General features: G+C 43.8%; 28 protein-coding genes and 1 tRNA gene (1 of these 29 running past the window's edge). 12 read left to right on the forward strand and 17 right to left on the reverse strand.

What is annotated here, in order from left to right; genetic code table 11:
* Nucleotides 1-26: 26 nt before the first annotated feature.
* Nucleotides 27-311: a 30S ribosomal protein S6 gene (gene rpsF, locus QMA13_RS36130; RefSeq protein ID WP_282938662.1), complete on the reverse strand. Its 285-nt coding sequence runs from the start codon at nucleotides 309-311 to the stop codon at nucleotides 27-29.
* 247 nt (nucleotides 312-558) lie between these two features.
* On the opposite strand from rpsF, the gene QMA13_RS36135 reads away from it, so the two are divergent.
* Nucleotides 559-738 carry a YjzC family protein gene (locus QMA13_RS36135; RefSeq protein ID WP_282938664.1) on the forward strand — a complete coding sequence of 60 codons (180 nt, stop codon included), beginning with the start codon at nucleotides 559-561 and terminating at the stop codon, nucleotides 736-738.
* Between the two features lie 71 nt (nucleotides 739-809).
* A complete protein-coding gene (locus QMA13_RS36140; protein WP_282938666.1) occupies nucleotides 810-1,058 on the forward strand; it encodes a hypothetical protein in 249 nt (82 codons plus the stop codon).
* Nucleotides 1,059-1,410: 352 nt separating this feature from the next.
* Here the strand turns inward: QMA13_RS36140 and QMA13_RS36145 are convergent.
* The 4 genes from QMA13_RS36145 to QMA13_RS36160 form a co-directional block, all read right to left on the reverse strand.
* Nucleotides 1,411-1,501 (reverse strand) — tRNA-Ser (locus QMA13_RS36145).
* 57 nt (nucleotides 1,502-1,558) lie between these two features.
* Complete coding sequence (locus QMA13_RS36150; protein ID WP_028550646.1) at nucleotides 1,559-1,768, reverse strand: DUF951 domain-containing protein; 210 nt, start codon at nucleotides 1,766-1,768, stop codon at nucleotides 1,559-1,561.
* A gap of 2 nt (nucleotides 1,769-1,770) precedes the next feature.
* Nucleotides 1,771-2,691, reverse strand: a complete 921-nt coding sequence (locus QMA13_RS36155) for a mechanosensitive ion channel family protein (RefSeq protein WP_282938668.1) — start codon at nucleotides 2,689-2,691, stop codon at nucleotides 1,771-1,773.
* Nucleotides 2,692-2,704: 13 nt separating this feature from the next.
* Entirely contained in the window at nucleotides 2,705-2,947 is a 243-nt protein-coding gene (locus QMA13_RS36160; RefSeq protein WP_282938669.1) for a putative Se/S carrier protein, read from the reverse strand.
* A 107-nt stretch (nucleotides 2,948-3,054) separates the two neighbouring features.
* On the opposite strand from QMA13_RS36160, the gene yyaC reads away from it, so the two are divergent.
* Nucleotides 3,055-3,693: a spore protease YyaC gene (gene yyaC / locus QMA13_RS36165; protein ID WP_282938671.1), complete on the forward strand. Its 639-nt coding sequence runs from the start codon at nucleotides 3,055-3,057 to the stop codon at nucleotides 3,691-3,693.
* On the opposite strand, the gene QMA13_RS36170 is transcribed toward yyaC, so the two are convergent.
* The 12 genes from QMA13_RS36170 to rpmH all read right to left on the reverse strand — a co-directional run bounded on the left by QMA13_RS36170 (nucleotide 3,665) and on the right by rpmH (nucleotide 14,853).
* Nucleotides 3,665-4,159: a DUF4446 family protein gene (locus QMA13_RS36170; RefSeq protein WP_282938672.1), complete on the reverse strand. Its 495-nt coding sequence runs from the start codon at nucleotides 4,157-4,159 to the stop codon at nucleotides 3,665-3,667. The genes yyaC and QMA13_RS36170 overlap by 29 nt on opposite strands.
* Nucleotides 4,160-4,208: 49 nt before the next feature.
* Nucleotides 4,209-5,363, reverse strand: coding sequence for an aminotransferase class V-fold PLP-dependent enzyme (locus QMA13_RS36175; protein WP_282943705.1), 1,155 nt, complete (start codon nucleotides 5,361-5,363; stop codon nucleotides 4,209-4,211).
* Nucleotides 5,364-5,475: 112 nt separating this feature from the next.
* Complete coding sequence (locus QMA13_RS36180) at nucleotides 5,476-6,330, reverse strand: ParB/RepB/Spo0J family partition protein (protein ID WP_282938673.1); 855 nt, start codon at nucleotides 6,328-6,330, stop codon at nucleotides 5,476-5,478.
* A complete protein-coding gene (locus QMA13_RS36185) occupies nucleotides 6,327-7,085 on the reverse strand; it encodes a ParA family protein (protein WP_192703193.1) in 759 nt (252 codons plus the stop codon). Before QMA13_RS36185 ends, QMA13_RS36180 begins: the two co-directional genes overlap by 4 nt.
* 498 nt (nucleotides 7,086-7,583) lie before the next feature.
* Nucleotides 7,584-8,399, reverse strand: coding sequence for a nucleoid occlusion protein (gene noc, locus QMA13_RS36190; protein ID WP_282938675.1), 816 nt, complete (start codon nucleotides 8,397-8,399; stop codon nucleotides 7,584-7,586).
* Nucleotides 8,400-8,637: 238 nt separating this feature from the next.
* Entirely contained in the window at nucleotides 8,638-9,366 is a 729-nt protein-coding gene (rsmG, locus tag QMA13_RS36195; RefSeq protein WP_282938676.1) for a 16S rRNA (guanine(527)-N(7))-methyltransferase RsmG, read from the reverse strand.
* A gap of 1 nt (nucleotide 9,367) precedes the next feature.
* A complete protein-coding gene (mnmG, locus tag QMA13_RS36200) occupies nucleotides 9,368-11,254 on the reverse strand; it encodes a tRNA uridine-5-carboxymethylaminomethyl(34) synthesis enzyme MnmG (protein ID WP_282938678.1) in 1,887 nt (628 codons plus the stop codon).
* A 30-nt stretch (nucleotides 11,255-11,284) separates the two neighbouring features.
* On the reverse strand, nucleotides 11,285-12,661 hold the full coding sequence (gene mnmE / locus QMA13_RS36205) for a tRNA uridine-5-carboxymethylaminomethyl(34) synthesis GTPase MnmE (RefSeq protein WP_282938680.1): 1,377 nt from the start codon (nucleotides 12,659-12,661) through the stop codon (nucleotides 11,285-11,287).
* Between the two features lie 100 nt (nucleotides 12,662-12,761).
* Complete coding sequence (gene jag, locus QMA13_RS36210) at nucleotides 12,762-13,379, reverse strand: RNA-binding cell elongation regulator Jag/EloR (protein ID WP_282938682.1); 618 nt, start codon at nucleotides 13,377-13,379, stop codon at nucleotides 12,762-12,764.
* The gene (gene yidC / locus QMA13_RS36215) at nucleotides 13,376-14,113 is read right to left on the reverse strand and encodes a membrane protein insertase YidC (protein ID WP_282938684.1); all 738 of its coding nucleotides are present in this window, start codon (nucleotides 14,111-14,113) and stop codon (nucleotides 13,376-13,378) included. Before yidC ends, jag begins: the two co-directional genes overlap by 4 nt.
* 77 nt (nucleotides 14,114-14,190) lie before the next feature.
* The gene (gene rnpA / locus QMA13_RS36220; RefSeq protein ID WP_282938685.1) at nucleotides 14,191-14,535 is read right to left on the reverse strand and encodes a ribonuclease P protein component; all 345 of its coding nucleotides are present in this window, start codon (nucleotides 14,533-14,535) and stop codon (nucleotides 14,191-14,193) included.
* A gap of 183 nt (nucleotides 14,536-14,718) precedes the next feature.
* Nucleotides 14,719-14,853 carry a 50S ribosomal protein L34 gene (rpmH, locus tag QMA13_RS36225; protein WP_282938687.1) on the reverse strand — a complete coding sequence of 45 codons (135 nt, stop codon included), beginning with the start codon at nucleotides 14,851-14,853 and terminating at the stop codon, nucleotides 14,719-14,721.
* 633 nt (nucleotides 14,854-15,486) lie between these two features.
* On the opposite strand from rpmH, the gene dnaA reads away from it, so the two are divergent.
* The 9 genes from dnaA to QMA13_RS36270 form a co-directional block, all read left to right on the forward strand.
* Nucleotides 15,487-16,851, forward strand: a complete 1,365-nt coding sequence (gene dnaA, locus QMA13_RS36230) for a chromosomal replication initiator protein DnaA (protein ID WP_282938688.1) — start codon at nucleotides 15,487-15,489, stop codon at nucleotides 16,849-16,851.
* A gap of 269 nt (nucleotides 16,852-17,120) precedes the next feature.
* Nucleotides 17,121-18,263, forward strand: coding sequence for a DNA polymerase III subunit beta (gene dnaN / locus QMA13_RS36235; RefSeq protein ID WP_282938690.1), 1,143 nt, complete (start codon nucleotides 17,121-17,123; stop codon nucleotides 18,261-18,263).
* A 55-nt stretch (nucleotides 18,264-18,318) separates the two neighbouring features.
* Nucleotides 18,319-18,534, forward strand: coding sequence for a S4 domain-containing protein YaaA (gene yaaA / locus QMA13_RS36240; protein WP_282938692.1), 216 nt, complete (start codon nucleotides 18,319-18,321; stop codon nucleotides 18,532-18,534).
* A gap of 51 nt (nucleotides 18,535-18,585) precedes the next feature.
* On the forward strand, nucleotides 18,586-19,695 hold the full coding sequence (gene recF, locus QMA13_RS36245) for a DNA replication/repair protein RecF (protein ID WP_282938693.1): 1,110 nt from the start codon (nucleotides 18,586-18,588) through the stop codon (nucleotides 19,693-19,695).
* A gap of 32 nt (nucleotides 19,696-19,727) precedes the next feature.
* Nucleotides 19,728-19,976 carry an extracellular matrix regulator RemB gene (remB, locus tag QMA13_RS36250; RefSeq protein WP_282938694.1) on the forward strand — a complete coding sequence of 83 codons (249 nt, stop codon included), beginning with the start codon at nucleotides 19,728-19,730 and terminating at the stop codon, nucleotides 19,974-19,976.
* A gap of 28 nt (nucleotides 19,977-20,004) precedes the next feature.
* Nucleotides 20,005-21,912, forward strand: coding sequence for a DNA topoisomerase (ATP-hydrolyzing) subunit B (gyrB, locus tag QMA13_RS36255; protein ID WP_282938695.1), 1,908 nt, complete (start codon nucleotides 20,005-20,007; stop codon nucleotides 21,910-21,912).
* A gap of 25 nt (nucleotides 21,913-21,937) precedes the next feature.
* The gene (locus tag QMA13_RS36260) at nucleotides 21,938-22,780 is read left to right on the forward strand and encodes a polysaccharide deacetylase family protein (RefSeq protein WP_282938697.1); all 843 of its coding nucleotides are present in this window, start codon (nucleotides 21,938-21,940) and stop codon (nucleotides 22,778-22,780) included.
* A gap of 90 nt (nucleotides 22,781-22,870) precedes the next feature.
* Nucleotides 22,871-25,366, forward strand: a complete 2,496-nt coding sequence (gyrA, locus tag QMA13_RS36265) for a DNA gyrase subunit A (RefSeq protein WP_282938699.1) — start codon at nucleotides 22,871-22,873, stop codon at nucleotides 25,364-25,366.
* 145 nt (nucleotides 25,367-25,511) lie between these two features.
* Nucleotides 25,512-26,012: the 5' end (the start) of an HD-GYP domain-containing protein gene (locus QMA13_RS36270; RefSeq protein WP_282938701.1), read on the forward strand. Its footprint extends 555 nt past the window's final position; 501 of the gene's 1,056 nt are visible here — the first part of the coding sequence; the start codon lies at nucleotides 25,512-25,514; its stop codon lies off the right edge, out of view.

Below are 26,012 nucleotides of genomic sequence, written 5' to 3' on the forward strand. Positions count from 1 at the left end.
GTCAATTACGGCACGGATGCCTTGTCTTACGCTACGTCTTTAGTGATCAGGTAACGAATGACTTCATCAGAAATCTTCATCACACGGTCAAGCTCAGCAATAACTTCGTTGTTAGCATTGAAATGAACTAACACGTAGTGACCATCGCGGAACTTGTTGATCTCATACGCAAGACGGCGTTTACCCATTACATCGTGTTTCGTAACTTCGCCACCGTTGTTGATGATGTTTTGAAACTTCTCAACCGTAGATTGAACAACCTCTTGCTCGATGTCCGGACGAATGATGTACATCACTTCATATTTGCGCATGGTTTCACCTCCTTTTGGACTAACGGCCCCTCTAATGAGGAGCAAGGAGCGAGAATTTCAATTACTATCAAAACTCGCACCATAATACTATAGCAAAATCACAGCCTAATGACAAGTTTATTTTCGAAGCTGACCATTTCCCTACATCTTATAGGCCAAAACAGCTTGGTAAATTTTTAGTCTTATGTAATCCCTTTGTCTTGGAAAAACTAGCATTACACTTCGCACAGGAGGTGACTGACCAGCTATGGGCGAATGGAGCCAATTCAGTCCTGGAGACACTGCTCCCAATGATGGCGAGTATATGGAGATCGGGGAGAACGCCTTTCATATGGGCATTAACAACCCTAAAATCATTACGATGAAAAAAGGCGATACGTTCCCGGACACAAGCAACCACAACCGCAAATGGAAACGTAAGTACTAGTCACTCCTCCCTCTGGATGGGTTCTACCAACGTTCAGAGGGGGCCAAAAATCATCAAAGGAGCCTCTATCCATGAAATATACTGTTACCCTGCTTTTTGCCGCAATCGGAGCTGCACTAAGTCTGGTTCATTACTTCGGTCATGATTCAGAGCCGATTTACATTTTATTTTATTGCTTAAGCGTACCCGCATGGTTTTATCCTATAGCAGGTACCACGAATGTAAATCCAGTACTGCTCTATACGCTAACTATTTTATCTTGGGCGGTGATCGGATATTTCGTTGATCTCTACTCCGTTCGCAGAAAAAGCCACTCTTAGCCCAAAAACCTCCTTATGCACATTCTCATGCAAAGGAGGTTTTTTATTTTTCATCCACATGTGAATAACTCAACACCGCAACTTATCCACTTTGAGTATTGAATTTATCCACAACATGTGATTTCCTTCACCCTTCTGTTTATCCCCAAGGTGGATTCGATTCACCACATTTCCTGTTCATGCCTGTACCTTCTATATTATCCGATCTAGAACAAGTACAATCCTTACGATTGAACTAATTCTTACATTGACTTTATTTTCTCATTAACGATTATTTTATCTGAGTTTATATCCAACCCTCAAGCAACAAAAAAACGACTCTTCTCAGAGTCGTTGTCGTTTGTATACTAGGTGGCGGAAAGAGTGGGATTCGAACCCACGCACGGCTTGCGCCGCCTAGCTGATTTCGAGTCAGCCCCCTTGGGCCTCTTGGGTACCTTTCCGCATTTAAAAGGGACAAGTGTTATTCTATCATAACCAATACCTGTATGGCAAGCCTTTTATTCAACTTTAAAATTCGGGTTTGAACGCAGTACTTTTTTCAGCTTGCTTTCAAACTTGGCTCTTGGCACTAGCACGCTGTGCTTGCACCCCACACATTTAATCCGGATATCCATGCCAAGACGAATGATTTCCATTTCGTTAACACCGCAGGGGTGAGGCTTTTTCATTTCAACGATATCGCCCAATTCATACTGCTTGCGTTCCATGCTCACTCCCCCTTTTCATTCTTATGATAATTAACGACCCTCGGATAAGGAATTTCTATGCCGCGAGAATCGAATGCTTTTTTGATATCAGCATACAGCTCTCTCGCTACAGCAAATTGCATATTAGGCTTACATTCTACGGTGGCCCGCAGCGTTACATTGGCTCCAACCAACGCTTGGACACCCAAAACCTCCGGCTCCTTCACCATGTTGACATTCGTTTCATAGTTTTTATTAACCGTTTGTCTCATGATGTCGATTGCTTTATCCGTGTCTTCCTCGTAAGCAATGGATACATCGACAACGGCAATGGAGTTGTTCACGGAGAAATTCGTAACCTGTGTGATGGTTCCGTTCGGGATGATATGTACTTCACCGGTCCAGCTCTTAATGCGTGTAACCCTCAAGCCGATTTCCTCGACGGTACCTTTGAAGTTACCGGTCTGAATAACGTCGCCTACTGCGAATTGATCTTCGAAAATAATGAAAAATCCGGTAATAACATCCTTAACCAGACTCTGTGCTCCAAAACCAACCGCCAAACCAACCACCCCAGCTCCTGCTAGCAGCGGCTCCAAACGAATGCCGAATTGATTCAGAATCATGAGCACCATCGTAAAATTAACGGCGTACTTGACTATGTTGCCCATAAGCTTGCCAATCGTCCGAGTCCTTCTGGTGTCGAATTTCAAAGGACTTTTTTCACGTTCAACCAGCATGTGCTCTAGTGCCTTATTGGCGACTTTGATAATGACTCGCCCAATGACGTAGATCAATACAATTTTAATCGTTGTAAATAAGAAATTAGTCCAAACCGCAGGATTCGAGATGTAACCCATTATCTGCTCCTGAAATTGCTCCCAGGTTGTCATGACAGCTCCTGCCTTCTCGTCAGCAAGGAACAGATGAAACCACTGATCCATGCTTTACACCACCTTATAGTTCCATGTTAACATACTGATCGCCTATTTTGGAATAGATGCCGCGTATCTCCACTCGTTCTTCCTTTACAATACGCTTCACTTCTTCGAAGGCTTCCTCAGGAAATTCAAGCGACAATGCGCAGCCAGCCGTAATCTGCTTCGGTGTTGGACACATGTCATTTTCAATGTCAGCATACTCCAACAGCATTTCCGCACGCAGAGCCTGCTGGGTCGAATCGAACGCCATTAACAGCACGGCCTACGCCTCCTCTATTTTATTTCCATTCTGACGTATAATTCACAATCTCTTTCCGTATACTAGTAAAAATGTTTATATACTCCTAGTAAATGGAGGGTTATTATATGAAACTGCCTTTTCATAGAGACAAGGTCAATGCTCCAGAACCCGAGAAAGCCGAAATCGTCGACACGTTTAAAGTACAGCATACGGAAGGCAATATTATCGAGCTATTATCTGAAAAGCTATTTTCCATTCTCGGGCAAATTCCGACGCATCAGCCTATTATTATCATTTGCGTAGGAACAGACCGTTCCACTGGAGATTCCTTAGGTCCTCTTGTTGGAACCCAACTTAAAAAATGTCATTTAAACGGTATTCATCTCTATGGTACTTTGGACCAACCGGTGCATGCCATGAACTTGAAAGATACGCTCTCGTCTATCCAGGATCAGTTCAATAGCCCGTTCATCATAGCTATCGATGCATGCCTAGGACAGCTAACAAGCGTTGGCTGCATTCAAGTAGGCAATGGACCTGTAAAACCGGGTGCAGGCGTGAACAAGGATTTGCCTCCTGTTGGTAACATGCACATTACAGGTATCGTTAATGTCGGTGGCTTTATGGAATACTTCGTTTTGCAAAATACTCGTTTAAGTATTGTCATGAGCATGTCCGAAGTCATCGCAAAATCGTTTCAAATCGCTATTAGCAACCTATCACGCTTAACCGCCTCTACTTCTTTTGCCCGACTCGATGGATAGCTTCCTTTTCTTCTGGTGATAGGACATATTGGGATTGGCCTTGGGTTACCGGTTTAGCATAGACGTAGGTTTCCTCGCGGTTATGAATCCCCGTTAATACGACTCCATCCAATTCATCATCAAGCAAAGCGATGGAAAAGCTCAAGTCACTTCCATTTTGAGCAAAGGCATTATAGCGGTAAACACCTAAATTGGATTTCATTTTTCTCATTTGTTGTGCAATCCCGGCAATTTGCTGCTGGGATTGTTTCGTTTGGTCGTGCAGCTCTTGCGTTCTATTTTGCAGATCAATGAAAGCTTGCTCCACATTTAACCCGCTATCTCCGTTTAACATACTCATGTAGGTTTTACGAAGCTTATTCAGCTTGCTCCATAATACAATTACCATAATCAAAAAAATAACAATGACGGCAGTCATGATGATAAGCATTACCCTCATGTCAAGCAAGTCAAGCAGTTCCCCCATACTCCAATCCCCCTGTGTAAAAATGCGCGCTGTCTAATATATTCTATCCTTATTTTAGATGAGTCGCAATTTCTTTAACCGCTTGAATCAATCGCTCTGCCTCTTCATTTGTCGTAAAATAGCCCACACTGGCTCTAACAGCTCCACGTTCCAGCGTACCTGAACTTTCATGTGCCAGAGGTGAACAATGGAAACCGGATCGAACCGCAATTTGAAAAGAATGATCCAGGATGAAAGCAACTTCAGATGAATCAGACTCATGTACGGTGAAAGGAATAATACCGGTTTTATTTTGTCCCAAATCTGGCCCCAACACCTTCACACCATCTATTCCCATTAGAGATGACATAATGTATTGGGTTAGATCCCATTCTTTTTTATGTATTTTCTCCACCGTTTCCCTAAGGACGAACTTCACACCCTCATTCAACCCGGCAATGCCTGGCGTGTTCTGAGTTCCCGACTCGTAACGATCCGGTCTTACTGCCGGCTGGTCAATAGCTTCGGATTGACTCCCTGTTCCTCCATGTAGGAGCGGCTCCAGGTCAAGATCCGGATGGATATATAATCCTCCTGTTCCTTGCGGACCTAGCAGCCCTTTATGCCCCGGAAATGCGAGCATATGGATCCCCAGCTGTTCAACGTCGATGTGCAGAGTACCAGCTGATTGTGCGGCATCTACTAAAAGTACGATATCCTTCTGTCTGCACAATTGTCCTATTTGTTCCACAGGAAGAATACTACCTAGCAAGTTGGAGCTATGGCTGCATACGAGAAGCGTTGTTTTATCTGTAATAGCCGCAGCTACATCATCGATATTTAATTCGCCCTTCTCATTGGTCGACACATAGGTAATCGCAACATTTTTTGTGCGTTTCAAAAATTCCAGCGGTCTACGAACTGAGTTATGTTCTACCGAAGTGCATACAACATGGTCCCCGTCTTTCACAAAACCTTTGATTGCCTGGTTCAAAGCCATCGTAGTGTTTTGCGCAAACGAGATATCGTTAGGGTTTTTCACTGCAAACAGCTTGGCAAGGCTCTTTCTTGTTTCAAATAATGTGCGACTGGCTTTGACCGCCATTTGATGACTGCCCCTGCCCGGATTAGCAGCATAATGCAGTATACATTGCTGCATCGCCTCAAGAACTTCAGGAGGCTTGGGCCAGGATGATGCCGCATGATCAAAATAAGCTACTTCCACAAATTCCACCTTCCCTTCCTTCACAAAAAGTAGCATACCTAGTTTGCCCTTATTTCAGGGTCATTAACAGGGTATGCTACGGTCTGTCCATGTCTTCAACATCCTTTGTCGATTAAGAAATCTTACCTTGAAGCAGATCCAATAATCGATCCAAATCATCCTTGGAAAAATATAGAAGCTCAATTTTCCCTTTATTGTTGTTATGTTTAATTTTTACAGTTGTACGGTATACTTCACGCAAGCTTTCCTCCAACTGATTGATGTAAGGATCTTTACGCTTAGATTTTGCAGTTGGCTTTTTAGTGGAGGACTTTTCCTCCATTCGTTTCACTTCTTCTTCAAGCTCACGAACACTCCACTGTTCCTTGATCGCTTGTTCAGCCAGAGCTTTGATTATCTTAGCGTCCTTTAAACTAACAATTGCTTTGGCATGACCCATTGTTAATGTTCCACGTGAAACATAATCCTTCACTTCTTCAGGCAAATGAATCAAACGAAGAAAGTTAGCAATGTGGGATCTGCTCTTACCTACTTTCGCAGATAGCTCTTCTTGCGTTAATGAAAATTGATCAATCAACGCCTGATAGGCTACGGCGATTTCCATTGCATTCAAGTCTTCCCGCTGTACGTTTTCAATTAACGCAATTTCCATAACCTGCTGGTCGGAAAATTTCTTAACCACAGCTGGAATTGTCGCTAATCCACATACTTGAGAGGCGCGGTAACGGCGTTCCCCCGCAATAATTTCATACCCCTTCAGCACGCTTCTTACGATAATAGGTTGAATGACACCATGTTCTTTGATCGATGCAGCCAATTCATTAATAGACTCATCATTGAAAGTTCTTCTTGGCTGATACGGATTCGCACGCAGCTGCGGAAGCGGAATTTCTACAACCTTATCATCGTCGTTGATGCTCAAAGCAGGCAGCAGCGCATCCAGTCCTTTTCCTAAACGTTTACTCAAAGTGCGATCACTTCCTTTGCGAGCTCCATGTAGACTTCGGCTCCCTTTGATCGCGGATCATAAGTTATAATCGATTGACCATGGCTAGGTGCCTCACTCAATCTAACATTTCGCGGAATAATGGTTTGGTATACTTTTTGTTGGAAATACTTTTTCACTTCTTCAATAACTTGCATTCCAAGATTCGTTCTAGCGTCAAACATCGTTAATAGAACACCTTCAATTTGCAAGCTTGTATTCAGATGCTTCTGGACTAAGCGAACTGTATTTAGCAATTGGCTCAAGCCCTCCAGAGCGTAATACTCACATTGAATAGGGATAATGACAGAGTCTGCAGCCGTCAAGGAATTGACGGTTAAAATACCCAAAGAAGGAGGACAATCGATTAGAATATAATCGAACAAATGCTTTACCAAGTGCAACGATTTCTTCAAACGCACCTCACGGGAAATCGTTGGAACAAGCTCGATCTCAGCTCCCGCCAATTGAATGGTGGCAGGAATAATCTTCAAATTAGGGATTGCCGTATCAACCATCGCTTCTTTGGGATGAATATCATTAATAATGACATCATAAATGCAATATACAACGTCCGCCTTATTAATCCCGATACCGCTTGTTGTATTCCCCTGGGGATCAATATCTACTAGAAGTACTTTTTTACCTAAGGCTGCTAATGATGCTCCCAAATTCACGGATGTTGTCGTTTTTCCGACACCGCCCTTTTGATTCGTTATTGCAATAATCTTAGACAAAATCATTTCACCTCAATAAAATACTAAGTACGAGTATAACCAGGTCATTATACTCAACAAACGCTTCAGATCATCGGGACAATAGGCTTAAGTTTTTAGCAACAAAGATGAACGATTAGACTAGCCTCATCAAGCAAATTCTTTGATAAAAGCATGCTGTAGGGCTGCGCCTGAGAAGAACGATCCTGTACTGATTTTTATGCTTCACAGCATAAAAGGTTTCGTTGAAAAAAAACGTCTTGCGACGTCTTTTCAGCAAGTGATCGTTTTCCATTCTAATACACTCTGACATGGTAGAACTGTCTGAGTCTTTGAAAACCAAAATGAAAGTGAGCCTCGTTGGAAAAACCATTTCATTAAAAGTATTCGCAGGTCTTTGAGTTTTTTGCGGTTAATCCGCATAATACCCATTTATTTGATGGAAATAAAAGCTCCCTAACGGAGCTTTCTATCTGTATAACATATAAAAATGTCTACTTTTCTATCATACTATATTTTTTACCGTTTTGGTATCTTGATTACGATTTCATAGTGATCTTCGTAATCTTGTTCTGTTGTATTAATCTGAAGCCCAGAAGAAGTAACCATATCGACAGATTGGCGGATCGTATTCAAAGCCAACCGAACATCCTTCGAAAAAGAGATGCGTTTGGACTTTTTAAGCTTAACCGCTTCTTTCAACAGCTGAATTCTTGCTTCTGTTTGTTTGACATTCAGTTCTTTTGACAGAATATCCTCCAGAACTTTGATCTGCAGCTCCTCCTGATCCAGGGAAAGCAGAGCACGCGCATGTCGTTCTGTAATTTTTCTTTCCATCAACGCTAGCTTCACCGGCTCGCTCAAATTCAGCAATCTGATTTTATTAGCAATCGTGGATTGGCTTTTGCCAAGACGTTGAGCAAGACTTTCTTGGGTTAGCGAATGAAGATCAATCAGCTGCTGATAAGCTATTGCTTCCTCAATCGCAGTCAAGCCTTCCCGCTGCAAATTTTCAATAAGCGCGATAGAGGCTGCTTGAGAATCATTGAAATCGCGAATAATAGCAGGTATCGTTTCCATACCCAGCTTCTTAACCGCTCTCCATCTTCTTTCTCCGGCAATTAATTCATATATATTGTCCCTAACCCGTACAACGATCGGCTGTATGATGCCATGAGTTTTAATGGTTTGACACAGTTCATCAATTCGTTCATCATCAAAAATCGTTCTAGGCTGATACGGACTCGGAACAATATCACGTACAGGAATATTTTTAACTTCATCTGTTGAAGTTTTTTCCGTAAATCCAAACAACTTTGAGATCTGCTCTTTCATTAATTTACCACCCGATCTTTTTCCATAAATATGGACCGATACATTAAATAGTTGCTATATTGATATAATTCTCCAAAAATATGAAATTTCCTGCAAGAATGGATGCCCAACTGTATGAAATTAGTGAACAAAAAAAGAAAACCTCTAAAAGAGGTCAGAAACATACCGCAAACTAAATATTTGTGTATCGCTCCATAATGTTCCACGTGAAACACGCGGTCATCTATAGAAAATCAATTTAACGAACAAGAGGTGTTTTTAAAGGAGTTCCCGCTTTTCGCGGATACTTTGACGGCGTTGCTGCCGTTTTTTCGATCACAATAAGATGTCTCTTTGAAGCTTCTTGATCTGGTAGATCGAATCGGTGTGTATGTAAATACTTGCTTCTTAGTTCCTTGAGACTAAACGCGGCTTCCTCTAGTTCCTCCACAACTTCACTGCCCTTCATCGCAATGAAATTACCTTGGACCTTCGTGAAAGGTAAACAAAATTCGTTTAACACCGCAAGTCTTGCAACAGCCCGAGCCGTCACCATGTCATATTGATCGCGATGCACTCTTTGACGAGCAATATCCTCCGCCCTGCCATGAATGCAGTTAACTCCGGTAAGCTTCAGCTCTGACACAAGATGGTTTAAAAACTGAATTCGCTTGTTCAGTGAATCAACAATGGTAACTTCAAGATGTGGAAAGGCTATTTTTAAAGGAATACTTGGAAACCCTGCGCCTGAGCCAATATCCGCTATGCTGCGTTTTTCCATCATGTCTGTAAAAAAGGAAACCGAGAGCGAGTCATAAAAATGCTTGATATAAACTTGCTCTCTTTCCGTAATGCCCGTCAGGTTCATCTTCTCATTCCACTCTACCAATACCTTATAGTAGGTTTCGAATTGAGAGATCTGATAATCGGATAAATGAACCCCTTTTTCCTTGAGCCAATCATGAAATTGTGTTTGTATAGGATCCATATTAACCTCTGGCAGCTACCACTTTATTGTAATGTTCCAAATGCACAAGCAAGATCGAAATGTCCGCAGGTGTAACTCCGGCTATACGAGATGCTTGCCCAATTGAAATAGGACGAATTTTTGCAAGCTTTTGTTTTGCTTCCGTTGCAATTCCGTGAATGTCCTCATAGCGAATATCATCCGGAATTTTCTTTTTCTCCATCTTTTTCAATCGATCAACTTGCGCCAGCTGTTTCTCGATATATCCCGTATACTTCACTTGAATCTCAACTTGCTCCATCACTTCTTCCGAAAGTTCAATAGGAGATGGAGAGATCGAATGAATATGAGCATAGGTCACTTCCGGACGGCGAAGCAATGTAAGCAGATCAACCGAGTTCACCAGCTCAGCACTATCTAGAGAATTAAGCATTTCTCGAGCCTCGACCGGTTTCACTTTCGTTGCTTTCAGCCGCTCCATCTCTTCAGCAATACGCTGCTGCTTGAGTTGGAAACGTTGGTAACGATCCTCGTTAATCAATCCGATATCATGTCCGATCGGTGTTAAGCGTTGGTCCGCATTGTCATGTCTCAGCAGCAACCGATATTCAGCCCGAGAAGTTAACAAACGATACGGCTCATTCGTACCTTTGGTAACCAAATCGTCAATCAACACGCCAATGTATCCTTCGGAACGATCCAGTACAACGGCTTCTTGGCCTTGCACTTTGCGTGCAGCATTAATTCCAGCCATAACGCCCTGACCAGCAGCTTCTTCATAGCCTGAAGTACCGTTGATTTGGCCTGCAGTGAACAATCCAGATACTACTTTTGTCTCCAAAGACGGCTTTAATTGCGTTGGAATGACAGCATCGTATTCAATCGCGTATCCGGTACGCATCATCTCCACTTTTTCCAGTCCTGGAATGGAACGCAGAATACCTAACTGTACATCCTCAGGCATACTGGTCGATAGCCCTTGAACATAATACTCAGAAGTATGGCGACCTTCCGGCTCCAGGAAAATTTGATGCTTCGGTTTATCGCTGAAACGAACAATTTTATCTTCAATCGATGGGCAATAACGCGGCCCCGTTCCTTCAATTGCACCAGAAAACATTGGAGCACGGTGAAGGTTATCATTTATGATTTGATGGGTTTCTTCAGAAGTATATGTGAGCCAGCAAGGCAGCTGATTCGGCACTTCTTCTGTAGTCTCGAACGAGAAGAACTTAGGCTTCTCATCACCCGGCTGAATAACGGTTTTGCTGAAATCAATAGTATCCTTATGAACCCGAGGAGGTGTTCCCGTTTTAAAACGAACAAGCTCCAGCCCGTGATCCTTTAAGGATTGAGACAGCTTAACAGCAGGCTGTTGATTGTTAGGTCCACTTTCATACATCAACTCACCCATAATAATTTTGCCGCGCAGATAAGTCCCCGTCGTAATAACAACCGCTTTCCCCATATATCGGGCTCCAGTTTTAGTGACGACCCCTTTACATACGCCATCTTCCACAATCAGCTCTTCTACCAAGCCTTGACGAAGCGTCAGCTTTTTCTCATTTTCCATTGTTTGCTTCATCATATGCTGGTACAAAAACTTATCCGCTTGCGCGCGAAGAGCATGAACCGCAGGGCCTTTACCTGTATTCAGCATTCGCATTTGGATGTAGGTTTTGTCGATATTGCGACCCATTTCTCCACCCAACGCGTCGATCTCACGTACCACATGCCCTTTCGCAGGCCCACCGATCGAAGGGTTGCACGGCATAAAAGCAACCATATCCAAATTGATTGTAATCATCAGCGTTTCGCAACCCATGCGCGCTGCAGCTAGTGCCGCTTCGCAGCCTGCATGGCCGGCACCGACTACAATAACATCATATTCACCAGCAACATAACTCATAATGCACAATACCTCCTCGCTAACAACCTATTATTTACCCAAACAAAATTGGGAGAAAATTTGATCTATCAATGAATCACCAACGGAATCGCCTATGATCTCGCCTAGATGCTCCCAGGCATTGCGAATATCGATCTGAACCATATCTATAGGAACGAACGCCTCTGTAGCGCTAAATGCTTCATCTAAAGAACCTTTTGCTTTTTTCAGCAAAGAAATGTGACGCACATTGCTCACATAAGTCAGGTCACTTGATTCTACCTGACCGCTAAAGAAAATACTAGCGATAGCTTTTTCCAAATCCGTAATGCCCTGCTGCTCTAACAACGACATCTTCACAACCCGCTCCGGCGAAAACTGCTGTGTCAGCACATCCAACTCAATCTTCTGCGGCAAATCCAGCTTATTCACGATAATAATCGTTTGCTTCTCCTTCAGCTGCTCAATTAGAGCGAGCTCATCAGGCTGAAGCACTTCGGCACCATTGAACACCAACAGAATTAAATCCGCATCCGCTAATGCGCTGCGTGATTTTTCAACGCCCATTTGTTCGACAATATCCGAAGTTTCCCGAATGCCCGCCGTATCTAATAGCTTGAGTGGAATTCCGTTAACATTGACGTATTCCTCGATGACATCCCGCGTCGTGCCTGGGATATCAGTGACAATCGCCCGATTATCCTGCGCCAGAGTATTCAATAAAGAAGATTTGCCCACATTCGGTTTTCCGACAATAGCCGTCACAATACCTTCTCTTAAAATTTTACCTTGTTGTGCGGTTCTGAGCAGCTCTTCTATTTGTTCCATTGCTATCGAGCACTTATCTTTAATAAAAGCATTCGTCATCTCTTCCACATCATGCTCTGGATAGTCGATATTGACTTCGATGTGAGCCATCAGCTCAACGAGATCATGACGCAGCGCCTTAATGCGTTTGGAAAGACTGCCCTCCGATTGCTTCATCGCTACACTATAAGCACGGTCCGACTTCGCGCGAATCAAATCGATAACGGCTTCAGCCTGGGACAAATCGATCCTTCCATTAAGAAAAGCACGCTTGGTAAATTCACCTGGTTCAGCTAGGCGAACATCGTACTCTAACAACAGATCGAGTACTTTTTTCACCGAAATGAATCCACCGTGACAGCTAACCTCCACAACATCTTCCGTTGTAAAAGAACGCGGTGCCCGCATGACCGTTACGAGCACTTCGTCGATTCGCTCCATCGTTGCCGGATTTTTAACAAACCCGTAGTGAACCGTATGTGAAGCTACTTCCGATAGCTTGCTTTTTCCGAAAAAAACATGATCTACCGCAGCGACCGCTCCTTCACCGCTAACTCTTATGATGGCAATTCCACCTTCTCCAAGCGGAGTGGAAATAGCCGCAATAGTATCTTGAATCATAGCTGTATTCAACCTCTTATCTATTCATGTCTATTACAAAATGAATCTTCTATTGAAAAAAAGCAATGAGTCATAACTATGACATCATTGCAGCAATGGTTTATCTGGTAACAATAACAACTCTTCGATTCGGCTCTTCGCCTCTGCTGAACGTACGAACTTTAGGATGATCTTGCAGCTTCGCATGAATCACCTTTCGTTCATGAGGAGACATTGGCTCGAGCACCACTTCTTTTCTCGAGCGAATCACCTTATCCGCTAGCCTGGCTGCCAATTCCTCAAGCGTTTTTTTTCGGCGTTCGCGGAACTGCTCGGCATCCAATACAATACGCATATGCGTATTGGAATAGCGATTGGCCACAATGTTGACCAAGTATTGAAGCGCATCCAAGGTTTGCCCTCGTCTGCCGATCAGCATCCCTAACTCGGTTCCGAATAGATGGAACTCCAAGCCGTCTCTTGTAGACTTTTGTTCAATGCGTACTTGTACGCTCATGGTTTGGAAAACTTCTTGTAAAAAATGAATGGCTTCTTCAACAGCATCGGGAATCAGCTCCAGCTCAACTTTCGCATCTTTGGCGCCGATTATGCCGAACAGCCCTCTTGAGGGCTGCTCCAACACCTGTATTTTAACCCGATCCTCCGTGGTATTCCATTGCTGAAGGCCATTTCTAACGGCTTCCTCAATCGATTTACCCGTAACCACTATTTTTTTCATTTTGTAGGGCCCACCTTATTTTGAGATGATCCACCATAAATAAAGTATGACTGAACGATCGTGAAGATGTTACTGTAAATCCAGTACAGCGGAAGTGCGGAAGCGAAGTTCATCGCCATAACGAAAATCATAACTGGGAAGATGAACATCAAGCTTTGCATTTGCGGGTTCATCTGGGTCTTCATCATTTTTTGTTGCAGGTAAGTGGTCAATGCGGCACACAGCGGTAAAATATAATACGGATCTTTCGCTCCGAGCTGCATCCATAAGAACGAATGTTCATTAATATGGTGATTACGCATGATAGCATTGTACAAAGCGATCAAAATTGGCATTTGAACGATCAATGGTAGGCAGCCTGCCAGAGGATTGACACCATTGGTTTGAAACAGCTTCATTGTTTCTTCCTGCTGCTTCTTGGCATCGTCCTTGTACTTTTCTTTCAATTTTTTCAATTCAGGCTGTAATTCCTGCATCCGCTTCGAGCTTCTATATTGCTTCAGCGTAAGCGGTAATATAATTAATCGGATAATAACCGTTACGACCAAAATGGACAAACCGTACTGTCCCCAAAGCACTGTCGCAAACCAGTCCAAAACTTCTGCCAATGGCCCGACAAAATACTTGTCCCAAACGCCGTTATTCGGGTCGATTGGAGTTGTCGCCGGAGTACACCCTGCAAGCAGAAGAAACAGGAATGAAAGCGGCAAAAAGGTTGCAAGTCGACGATTCAAAATAATATCCTCCTAGATTTATCTTTTCCAATAATAAACTATATCATATCTCTTAATAAAAAAGAAATGAATTCGGGTTATTTTCGCTTTAAAAGCGAGGCCCTTTTAAAGACGTGGAGGATACTCTTTTCCGTTTCTTGATAAGATAATCCCACAACAGGTTTGCGCGCAATCAAAATAAAGTCGTAACCGCATGCAAAACGCTGCTTATTCAAGCGGACAATTTCCTTGACGACCCGGCGAATCCGGTTGCGGACGACGGCATTGCCAAGCTTCTTGCTGACTGAAATTCCTAAACGAAACGACTCCTGCTGCGGCCGCGGATAATAATATAGTACAAACTGATGATTCGCCATCGATTTGCCGCCGCGATACACCTTGTCGAAATATTCTCTTTTCGTCAACCGATTTTTCTTTTCCACAATGAACTCTCCATCTTCGCCCCGATCAGAAACGCCCAAAACAATACTAGCGTGCGCCAAATCCGGTCATTTTATAACATCACTCTTATAAGTACGGCTACAACACCGAGCAAATGGACCTTCCATATGACTGGCTTAATTCCTATACAAACAAAAAAGACCACCTGACAGTGGCCTTTTGTATTATGCGCTCAATACTTTTCTTCCTTTTAAACGACGAGCAGCGAGTACTTTACGACCATTTTTCGTACTCATTCTCTTACGGAAGCCGTGTACTTTCTTATGCTTTCTAACGTTCGGTCTGAATGTTGGTCTCATTAATCTAGCACCTCCTTGAGGAAAATCCATTCCCAAAAATACCTTACAACATTAAACCACTTTATTAACGAAAAGTCAACTTGCCCCTCTTGCAAACTTTTGGCATTCGCCTTGTAGAAATTTCGCTTCATATTCTCTGTTCAATTGAGTGTGGATATCCCTCTTCTATTTTTTACTGACACCCGTAGCGAAAATTGACGTCCATTTTTCGTCAAAAAAATGTATCCACAACTTCGTTTCCCTATGTTTCGCCGAAAAAAACTAGCCTGTGCATAAAAAAAGAGCGCTTATGCGCAGGTTTTGTCGAACTAATAACATTTTATAAACAATATCTTGTGTTGTTGATAAAAGTTACACACAAGCTATAGAAGATGTGGATAAATCGAAACAATTCATTGATAATCCGAACATATTTTGATATTATGATAATGCTTATCCTGTGGATAGAGAACGGTTATCAACTATTTTATCAACAGCCTGTGGATATCTTTGTGAACAATTTACACCCCCTCTGTATAAACTATTCCCGCATGCCTTGGGATGCTGTGGATATTTTGCGACACAACCCGCTTTCTTTCTACACCCGTATGGCTTACGCCACACCGCTTATTTTTTTGAAGGAGTGAATACATTGTGGAAAGCCATCCAAACGAGCAATGGCAGCAAGTCCTTTCCATTATTCAAACAAGGCTGAGTAAACCAAGCTACGAGACCTGGTTTACATCCACAAGAGCCGTTATTTTCAACGAATCCAAAGTCGTTATCTGTGCACCGAACAATTTCGCCAGAGAATGGCTCGAAAACCGGTACACCAAGCTGATTAAGGATACGATCTTCGATTACATTGGAAAACCGGCGGAAGTGAAATTCATTATTGAATCCGAAGAAGAGAAAGCTGCAAGCACTCCCTCCTCCACGCCGAGCATCCCGGTGAAAGCCCAGTCCGCTGTCCCAGAAGAAACGTTCAGCCATATGATGAACCCGAAATATACTTTCGATACGTTTGTTATCGGATCCGGGAATCGTTTTGCTCATGCGGCTTCTCTTGCTGTGGCCGAAGCGCCGGCGAAGGCTTATAATCCGCTGTTTTTGTACGGGGGCGTAGGACTTGGAAAAACCCACTTAATGCATGCCATCGGTCATTATGTGCTGGAGCATAATCCAAGTGCCAAGGTGCTTTACATCTCTTCCGAGAAATTTACGAATGAATTTATTAATGCGATCCGCGACAACCGCGGCGAGAGCTTCCGCAACAAATACCGCAACATCGACGTGCTGCTCATAGATGATATTCAGTTTCTTGCCGGAAAAGAACAAACGCAGGAAGAATTTTTTCATACGTTTAACGCATTGCACGAAGAACGCAAACAAATCATTATTTCAAGTGACCGTCCCCCTAAGGAGATTCCTACCTTGGAGGAACGTCTGCGCTCGCGGTTCGAATGGGGCTTGATTACCGATATCCAGCCGCCTGATCTAGAAACACGAATTGCTATTTTACGAAAAAAAGCAAAAGCGGAAAACCTTGAAATACCTAATGAGGCCATGGTTTACATAGCCAATCAGATTGATACGAATATCCGGGAGCTTGAGGGCGCCTTAATTCGTGTCGTTGCCTATTCTTCGTTAATCAATGAGGACATCACGTCTCACCTGGCAGCTGAAGCTCTGAAGGATATCATCCCAAGCAGCCGGCCTAAAGTCATTACGATTCAAGATATTCAGCAAAAAGTCGGGGAGTTTTACGGTCTGAAGATGGAGGATTTCAAGGCGAGGAAACGGACGAAAATGGTTGCTTATCCACGGCAAATCGCTATGTACCTGGCCAGGGAGATGACCGATTTTTCATTACCGAAGATCGGCGAAGCTTTTGGCGGGCGTGACCATACGACCGTCATTCATGCCCATGAGAAAATTTCAGAGGCACTGAAAAACGATCACGAATTAACCAAAATTATTCAAAATCTTATGGAGAAAGTAAAAAACATCACGGCCTAAGGGGCTCGCCTGTTGTTTTTTCAAAATTTTATATCGTTTTGTGGTACGGAGAGCATCTCCAACGAATTTTTTCGTTTTGGAGGTGACTTTTCGCATCTGTATAACTATAAGCCTATGCACAAACTATTCACATGTGGATAGGCTTTTGCTTTGCTACTTTTCTCCACATATCCACATATCCAGAGCCCCTACTACTATTACTAATAAAAAAAAGGTATTATAGATGTATATGGCATCTCCATCATTTTCGTAACCATAGGAGTGACAAAATGAAGTTAACAATCTTGAAAGAACATCTGAATGAATCTATTCAACACGTATCCAAAGCGATTTCCAACAAAACAACGATTCCCATTTTAACCGGGATTAAAATAGATGCCGATGCTACGGGCATGACATTGACGGCTAGCGATACGGATATTTCTATTCAAAGCTTTATACCTATTGAGAAAAACGAACTTAGCATTATAGAATTGGAACGCCCGGGGAGCGTAGTCCTTTCTTCCAAGTTTTTCGTAGAAATCGTACGTAAACTTCCTGCTCAAGTCGTTGAGATAGAGGTTAAAGACCATTTTCAAACAACAATCCGTTCGGGTTCGTCAGAGATTCAACTCGTTGGCTTGGATCCGGAGGAGTACCCTACCCTTCCAAGCATTGAAGAAAACAGACGGATACAAATGCCGAGTGATCTGTTAAAGACGATGATCAAGCAGACGGCTTTTGCCGTTTCAACGAACGAATCCACACCTATTTTGACAGGGATCTTGTGGACTATTGCTGATCGCAAGCTTAAATTTACCGCCTGTGACCGTCACCGTTTGGGAAGTCGTGAAACCAATATCGAAGTGGATGCTGATTTCCAACTGAATAACGTGTCGATATCTGGTAAAACGTTGAACGAGCTGTCCAAAATTTTGCCTGACCAAAATACGCTGATCGATATCATTTTTGCTGAAAACCAAGTGTTGTTTAAGTTAAGCTCCATCTTGTTCTACACTCGCATTTTGGACGGAACTTATCCTGATACTTCCAAATTGATTCCCCAGTCCTATCAGACTGAGCTTGTCATCAACGCCCAACAGCTTGCTGAAGCGATAGACCGTGCCTACTTGCTGTCCAGGGAAGAGAAAACGAATATCGTCAAACTCATTATGCGTGAGGATCATACGATCGAGATTTCGTCCAGCTCCTCCGAGCTCGGTAAAGTAACAGAGCAGTTGGAAGTGTCCACCTTAACCGGTGAATTGCTAAGAATATCGTTTAACTCCAAATACATGCTGGATGCGTTAAAAGTCATGGACGGAGAACTAATACGAATCGGATTTACCGGCGCCATGCAGCCGATTATCATTCGTCCTGAAGAAACTTCAACCTTGCTGCAGCTCATCTTGCCATATCGGACAACCAATTAACTTATAGAAACAGTGGGACCCAAGCTAAGCACGGAAAAAGGAGCCATTCAACAACATGAAAATGATCCAAATTCATACAGACTACATTACGTTAGGTCAGTTTCTGAAGCTGGCGGACTGTATATCCACAGGTGGACAAGCCAAGAGCTTTCTTCAAGAAGCGGAGATTTATGTGAACGGAGAACCAGAAAACCGTCGCGGCAAAAAACTGGTACATCAAGACCAAGTTCGCGTCGAAGGATGCGGCGAATTCCAGGTTGTACGCAGCTAAGAGGTTTCGAAGCGGCCATGCCTTTGGCGTGAGCCTGTAGGAGGAAATGCTTTGCAATTGAAAAAGCTGTCATTACAGCATTACCGTAACTATGACGAGGTTTATTTTGAAACCGGACATATGGTCAATATCATTGTAGGCCCTAACGCACAGGGGAAAACGAACTTGCTGGAGTCTATTTTTGTGCTGGCGTTGACCAAATCGCATCGTACTCATCAGGATAAGGAACTCATCCAGTGGGATTCCTCTCATACCCTGCTGCATGCCGAGGTGGACAAAAAGTACGGTACGTGCCAGTTGGATCTGACTATTTCGCAGCAAGGGAAAAAAGCGAAAATCAACGGTCTGGAGCAAAAAAAGCTCAGTAATTTTATAGGTTCTCTGAACGTTGTTATGTTTGCTCCTGAAGATCTGGAAATTGTCAAAGGTTCACCATCCGTGCGCCGCCGGTTTTTGGATATGGAGATCGGTCAGGTTCATCCCGCCTATTTGTACGACTTGTCCCAGTATCAAAAAATATTGGCGCAGCGGAACAATTATTTAAAGCAGCTGTTCGCATCTCGAGACAGTAAAGCCAGTATGCTGGAAGTTTGGAATGAACAATTGGCGACTTTTGGTGTTAAAATTATTAAAAAACGTCAAAGCTTTATAAAGAAGCTGCAATCCTGGGCGGAAAAGATTCATTTGGGCATTACCGGGGGTAACGAACAGGTGCGGATCGCCTATTCTACAGCGTTCGATTCCGCGGCTTTGGAAGATGAAACTGTTTTATTTGACCAATTTATGATAAAGTTATCACAGGTGAAAGAACAGGAATTGCGGCGTGGTGTGACTTTGGTAGGCCCTCATCGGGATGATTTATTGTTTTATATTAACGACAAGGAAGTGCAAACGTTCGGCTCGCAGGGTCAGCAAAGAACGACCGCACTCTCTTTGAAGCTGGCTGAGATTGAACTAATTCGGGAGGAAGTAGGCGAATATCCTATCCTGCTGTTGGATGATGTCTTATCCGAGCTTGACCGTTATAGACAAACGCAGCTTATCGAGACGTTTCAAAATAAGGTCCAAACTTTCATAACAACGACCGGAATCGAAAGTGTGGATCTTGGCAAGCTGGAAAGTGCTTCTGTCATTCATGTTCGGAATGGAAGCTTAACATAGAAAAGTCTCACGTTATAAGGAGATGGCCGACGATGTTCATCCATTTAGGCGGGGAAAAAATTATTCGTGCATCCGAGCTTGTTGCTATATTTGATTTATCCATTGAGAAATCTTCAAAAATATCAAAGCAGTTCGTCAGCTACGCACTCAAAGAGAAGAAGGTCGAGGTTATCGGTGAGGAAGAAAGCAAGTCGCTTGTGGTGACGCAGTCGAAAGTATACTACTCTCCCATCTCCTCCATGACTTTGAAGAAACGGGCGCATCATCTTTTAACAAACTAGATATTACCTTGGAAAAGTGGGTGTCAACATGTCTGTAAATCAAAACACGTACGATGAAAGTCAGATACAGGTACTGGAAGGTCTTGAAGCCGTTCGGAAACGTCCGGGGATGTATATCGGTTCAACCAGTGGAAAAGGCCTTCATCACCTTGTGTGGGAGGTTGTCGATAACAGTATTGACGAAGCTTTGGCCGGTTTTTGTACTAAAATCGAAGTGATCGTGCATAAGGACAACAGTGTTACGGTTATTGACAATGGTCGAGGCATTCCAGTCGGTGAGAATACCAAATTAAAAAAATCAACACTCGAAGTCGTTCTGACTGTGCTTCATGCCGGCGGTAAATTTGGCGGCGAAGGCTATAAAGTGTCTGGCGGTCTTCACGGGGTTGGTGTGTCTGTAGTTAATGCTCTTTCCAAAAAGCTGGTCGTTAAAGTCAAACGTGAGGGCAAAATCCACCAGCAGGAATATCAGCGTGGAACCGCTCAGTATGACCTGCAAGTGGTGGGAGATACGGATGAAACCGGAACGATCATTACCTTTTGGCCGGATGAGGAAATTTTTAAGGAAACAACGGAATTTGATTACGATACGCTGCAAGCCCGTATAAGAGAGCTGGCATTTCTGAATAAGGGCATTGAGATTTGCTTGACCGACGAACGTACGGATGTCACGCATACGTTTATGTACGAAGGCGGGATTATCTCCTTTGTCGAGTACCTGAACCGGAACCGTGAAGCTGTGCATCCGCCGATTTATACGGAGGGCTCCAAAGATTTCATTCAGGTTGAAATTGCTCTTCAGTATAACGACAGCTATACCGAGAACATTTATTCGTTTGCCAACAACATTAACACGCATGAGGGCGGTACGCATGAATCCGGCTTTAAGAGCGCTCTGACACGGATTTTGAATGATTATGCCCGTAAATATAACGCCATTAAGGACAGTGATTCCAACCTATCGGGGGACGATGTCCGTGAAGGCTTGATTGCGATTATTTCCGTTAAAATTCCGGAGCCTCAATTTGAGGGTCAGACGAAGACGAAGCTCGGTAACAGTGAAGTTAGAGGGATTGTAGAATCGTTGTTCTCTGAAAAGCTGATGGAGTTTTTGGACGAAAATCCTGCCATCGCTAAGAAAATTATTGAAAAAGGCGTTCAAGCAGCGCGAGCTCGCGAGGCTGCTCGTAAAGCGCGGGAATTGACACGGCGCAAAAGCGCCCTCGAGGTCAGCTCCTTGCCAGGTAAGCTGGCAGACTGCTCTTCGAAGGATGCCTCTATCAGTGAAGTATATATTGTTGAGGGTGACTCTGCGGGCGGTTCGGCCAAACAGGGTCGTGATCGTCATTTCCAAGCGATCCTGCCTATCCGCGGTAAAATCTTGAACGTAGAGAAGGCAAGGTTGGATAAAATTTTGTCCAGCTTGGAGATCCGGGCGATTATTACTGCACTAGGTACAGGAATTGGCGAGGATTTTGATATTTCCAAGGCGCGTTACCACAAAGTCATTATTATGACGGATGCCGACGTGGATGGCGCTCACATTCGTACGCTGCTTCTAACGTTCTTTTACCGGTATATGCGCAAGGTTGTTGAAGCCGGTTATATTTATATTGCCCAACCACCGCTGTACAAGCTAGAACGAGGCAAGACGATACGTTATGCCTATAACGATAAGCAGAAAGACGTCATTATGCAGGAATTTGGTGAAGGCGTCAAAGTGAATGTGCAGCGTTATAAAGGTCTTGGTGAGATGGACCCTGTTCAATTATGGGAGACTACGATGGATCCGGACAGCCGTACCTTATTGCAAGTGAATATTCAGGATGCGATTGATGCAGATTCCATTTTCGACGCACTGATGGGCGAGAACGTGGAGCCGCGCAGAGACTTTATTCATCAGCATGCCAAGTTCGTTAAGAACCTTGATATTTAGCAAGTCTGAAGGAGCTTTGAGTTGGATGCAGAGAGCCGGATTATGGCTGCTGGTAGTCGTTTTGCTGTGGCTTACTCCAGGCATATTCCAGCAAGCCCCGCTGATTGTATATAAAGATCGGGTATCCGTTATCGCGTATCATCATATAGATGATCAAATTGTTGGGGACGTAACGATCAAGACGGAATTATTCCGAGAGCAGCTGACCGATATGCTGCAACGAGGGTATCAATTTATTAGCTTGTCACAATTTAAAGCCTATTTGGCAGGAGGGCCCGTCCCTCCTAATGCTGTTCTAGTCACTTTTGATGATGGCTATCAGAGCTTTTATACTCGTGCTTACCCCATTTTGAAGGAATTGAACATTCCCGCCGTTAATTTTGTCATTACGAAGGATATTGATCAGCCATTGAGGAGTCTTCTGCCGTCCCTATCGAAAGATCAAATCCGACAAATGACGCAAGAAATGGCAGGGATAGACGTTCAATGCCATACGGACAGCTTGCATGACCGAGCACCGAATGGCGGTGCATTATTCACGACTAAGCTGCCTAATGATCAAGGTGTAGTAGAAACAGAACAGCAGTTCGAGCAGCGAATCATAGATGATACACAGCTATGCCGCAAAAAGCTTGGAGAATTGTACAACCGGCCAATTGACTCCTTCGCCTATCCGTTTGGGATATACGATGCCAAATCAGCTGAATTATTGAACAGATCGGGAATACAGTACGCTTATACTACCGTGAGTGGAGTCGCTTCACGGGATACCGATCCGATGCAAATTCCACGGATCAACGCAGGCAGTCCTTTTGTCAAAGCGAACTCATTGAATAATTTAATTATACAAAGATTACACGGTCTTTAATGGCATGAGCCACTTGGTAAGCAAATCGCAAAAAACGTAGTTCATGCTTACGAAGTGGTTAGGCCAAGGCAAACTTGCAGGAGGTAAACAATGTCCGACGAACAGCGCTCACAAGTTAAAGAAATCGATATCAGCTCGGAGATGCGTACATCCTTTTTGGATTATGCAATGAGCATTATCGTAAGCCGTGCCCTGCCGGATGTAAGGGACGGGCTTAAGCCGGTGCATCGCCGTATTTTGTTCGCCATGTCTGAGCTTGGAATGTATTCGGACAAGCCGCACAAGAAGTCGGCGAGAATCGTCGGTGAAGTTATCGGTAAGTATCACCCGCACGGGGATGCTCCCGTATATGAAACAATGGTGCGGATGGCGCAAGATTTCTCCCTCCGTTACATGCTTGTAGATGGTCACGGTAACTTTGGTTCCATCGACGGCGACTTCGCTGCAGCCATGCGGTATACCGAGGCTCGGCTGTCTAAGATCGCGATGGAGCTTTTGCGTGACATTAACAAAGAAACGGTTGATTTTGCTCCCAACTATGATGGCGAGGAGCAGGAACCGGTTGTCCTCCCTGCTCGTTTTCCTAACCTATTGGTAAACGGCAGCTCCGGTATTGCCGTAGGGATGGCTACGAATATCCCTCCTCATAACTTAAGAGAAGTTATTGACGGCATACAGCAAATGATAGAGAATCCAGACGTCACTCCCATGGAGTTGATGCAATCGATTAAAGGCCCGGATTTCCCTACTGCCGGATTTATTTTAGGTCGTGAAGGTATACGACAGGCTTACAATACGGGCCGCGGCTCCGTGACTATGAGAGCTAGAGCCACCATAGAAGAAAACAACAACAAAGCTCGCATTATCGTTCATGAGCTGCCATATCAGGTTATTAAAGCCCGTTTGATTGAGAAAATCGCAGAATTAGTCCGCGAGAAAAAAATCGAAGGCATTACCGACCTGCGAGATGAATCTGACCGTAACGGTATGCGGATTGTTATCGAGCTGCGTCGCGATGTGAACCCTAACGTTGTATTGAATAACCTTTATAAGCACACAGCATTGCAATCCAACTTTGGTATTATTATGCTGGCTTTGGTTAATGGCGAACCTAAGGTTATGAACCTGAAGGAAATGCTCTATCATTACCTTGAGCATCAAAAAGTCGTTATTCGCCGCCGTACCGAATATGAATTGCGTAAAGCAGAAGCTAGAGCTCATATTCTTGAAGGATTACGGATTGCTCTCGATCATTTGGATCGAGTCATTGCTTTAATCCGTTCTTCACGGACGACGGAAGAAGCGCGCGAAGGCTTAATGACTCAATTCGAACTTAGCTTCGACCAAGCTCAAGCCATTCTCGACATGCGTCTACAGCGTTTGACAGGTTTGGAACGCGAGAAGATCGAAGAGGAATACGCAGAGCTGTTGAAGAAGATTGCTGAGTATAAGGCGATTTTGGCTGACGAACAGCTGGTATTGGCCATCATTAGCGAAGAACTTCACGAAATTAAAGAGAAATTCGGCGATGACCGCCGCTCCGAGATTACCGTAGGGGAAGAAAGCATCGAGGACGAGGATCTTATTCCGCGTGAGGAAGTTATCATCACCATTTCCCATACCGGCTACATTAAGAGATTGCCTGTATCCACTTATCGCAGTCAAAAACGTGGTGGTAAAGGCGTCATCGGTATGGATACGAAGGATAAAGACTTCGTGGAACATTTGTTCGTAACGAATACGCATCACTTCTTGATGTTCTTCACTAACAAAGGTAAAGTATACAAGCTGAAAGCTTACGAGATTCCTGATCTCAGTCGTACAGCACGAGGAACGCCAATCATTAACCTGCTTCAGATAGAGCAAGGGGAAACCATCAACGCCGTTATTCCTGTTGAGGGCTTCGAGTCCGAACAGTACCTGTTCTTTGCAACCAAAAATGGCTTAGTGAAAAAGACCCCATTAAATGACTACAGCAACATCCGTAAAGGCGGTTTGATCGCTATAACGCTTCGTGAGGATGACGATTTGATCGGCGTGAAGCTGACAGACGGCAACCAAACGATTATTATGGGGACCAAGCAAGGGATATCCATTCATTTCCCTGAAAATGAAGTGCGTTCCATGGGACGTTCGGCTACCGGGGTAAAAGGGATTAACATTGGCGACGATGATGCCGTTATTGATATGGACGTTGTTCAAGAGGATAACACTGTCTTGATCGTAACCTCCAAGGGCTTCGGTAAACGTACTCCAGTATCGGAATACCGTTTGCAGTCGCGTGGTGGTAAAGGGATCAAAACGCTTAACGTTACGCCGAAGAACGGTCCTGTTATAGGCCTCAAAATCGTTCAGGATGATGAAGACCTGATGATCATTACGGCACTTGGTACGATTATTCGGACAAGCATGTCCGGCATATCGATTATGGGTCGTTATACTCAAGGGGTTAAGCTGATTAACATTCGCGATGAAGACGAAGTATCAACTTTGGCACGAGTGGAGAAAAGTGAAGAGCCGACCGACGATCAAGAAGGCGAAGAGAACGAGACAGAATCCAATAGTCCTGGTGAAGCTGAGGAGTAATCCTCTCACTGCTTAAACAAATAACTAAACTTTTTATAAAAAGATTGTAATTTTTGGTATTTTAAAAAGAATGGGGGGTTACATCCCCATTCTTTTTCGTTTAAAATAGGATTGATATGATAGAAAGTAAGGTGAGGACGATCCAATGGCGACGGTTCCCGTATCTCTGTTAAAACCCGGTGAAAAAATATTAGACAACGTGCAAACCAAGCGTGGAAGCGTATTATTCTATAAAGGCAAAGTAATTACGGATAAAGACATTGAGATCCTAAGAGCGTTCCTCATTCCTACCGTCTCTATAGAATCCAAATCAAATGAGCAAGAGAATGTGAAGGAGACCACAGAGGAACCGGTCAGAAGCGCGCACCCTTTTATTACAGAGTACGATAAGATGCTCGCTCTGCTTAGGAAAGTGTTCACTTCCGTGGGCGGACAAAATCCACCTATATTAGAAATCAGAACTCAGCTTGAGGCTTTGATTCAACATATCGATCACTATCGGATTTTGACATTTGAACCCAAAGTGTTTCATCTTCAAGATTATATATATCACAATAGCATTATGGTCAGTCTGACCTCCTACTGCTTGGCCAAGTGGAGCGGGCTGCCGTCCAAGGATCTTATGCCGGTCGCATTGGGAGGACTG

This window comes from Paenibacillus sp. RC67 (genome assembly GCF_030020805.1).
Lineage (GTDB): Bacteria > Bacillota > Bacilli > Paenibacillales > NBRC-103111 > Paenibacillus_S.

What these genes read in the sequence shown, in the direction of transcription:
- QMA13_RS36135 (WP_282938664.1), top strand. Translation starts at nt 559, where the DNA reads ATGGGCGAATGGAGCCAATTCAGTCCTGGAGACACTGCTCCCAATGAT.
- QMA13_RS36155 (WP_282938668.1), bottom strand. Translation starts at nt 2,691, where the DNA reads ATGGATCAGTGGTTTCATCTGTTCCTTGCTGACGAGAAGGCAGGAGCT.
- QMA13_RS36150 (WP_028550646.1), bottom strand. Translation starts at nt 1,768, where the DNA reads ATGGAACGCAAGCAGTATGAATTGGGCGATATCGTTGAAATGAAAAAG.
- gyrB (WP_282938695.1), top strand. Translation starts at nt 20,005, where the DNA reads ATGTCTGTAAATCAAAACACGTACGATGAAAGTCAGATACAGGTACTG.
- noc (WP_282938675.1), bottom strand. Translation starts at nt 8,399, where the DNA reads ATGAAAGAGCAGATCTCAAAGTTGTTTGGATTTACGGAAAAAACTTCA.
- yyaC (WP_282938671.1), top strand. Translation starts at nt 3,055, where the DNA reads ATGAAACTGCCTTTTCATAGAGACAAGGTCAATGCTCCAGAACCCGAG.
- remB (WP_282938694.1), top strand. Translation starts at nt 19,728, where the DNA reads ATGTTCATCCATTTAGGCGGGGAAAAAATTATTCGTGCATCCGAGCTT.
- rsmG (WP_282938676.1), bottom strand. Translation starts at nt 9,366, where the DNA reads ATGGATCCTATACAAACACAATTTCATGATTGGCTCAAGGAAAAAGGG.
- rpmH (WP_282938687.1), bottom strand. Translation starts at nt 14,853, where the DNA reads ATGAGACCAACATTCAGACCGAACGTTAGAAAGCATAAGAAAGTACAC.
- QMA13_RS36260 (WP_282938697.1), top strand. Translation starts at nt 21,938, where the DNA reads ATGCAGAGAGCCGGATTATGGCTGCTGGTAGTCGTTTTGCTGTGGCTT.
- dnaN (WP_282938690.1), top strand. Translation starts at nt 17,121, where the DNA reads ATGAAGTTAACAATCTTGAAAGAACATCTGAATGAATCTATTCAACAC.
- gyrA (WP_282938699.1), top strand. Translation starts at nt 22,871, where the DNA reads ATGTCCGACGAACAGCGCTCACAAGTTAAAGAAATCGATATCAGCTCG.
- mnmE (WP_282938680.1), bottom strand. Translation starts at nt 12,661, where the DNA reads ATGATTCAAGATACTATTGCGGCTATTTCCACTCCGCTTGGAGAAGGT.
- mnmG (WP_282938678.1), bottom strand. Translation starts at nt 11,254, where the DNA reads ATGAGTTATGTTGCTGGTGAATATGATGTTATTGTAGTCGGTGCCGGC.
- QMA13_RS36140 (WP_282938666.1), top strand. Translation starts at nt 810, where the DNA reads ATGAAATATACTGTTACCCTGCTTTTTGCCGCAATCGGAGCTGCACTA.
- yaaA (WP_282938692.1), top strand. Translation starts at nt 18,319, where the DNA reads ATGAAAATGATCCAAATTCATACAGACTACATTACGTTAGGTCAGTTT.
- jag (WP_282938682.1), bottom strand. Translation starts at nt 13,379, where the DNA reads ATGAAAAAAATAGTGGTTACGGGTAAATCGATTGAGGAAGCCGTTAGA.
- rpsF (WP_282938662.1), bottom strand. Translation starts at nt 311, where the DNA reads ATGCGCAAATATGAAGTGATGTACATCATTCGTCCGGACATCGAGCAA.
- QMA13_RS36170 (WP_282938672.1), bottom strand. Translation starts at nt 4,159, where the DNA reads ATGGGGGAACTGCTTGACTTGCTTGACATGAGGGTAATGCTTATCATC.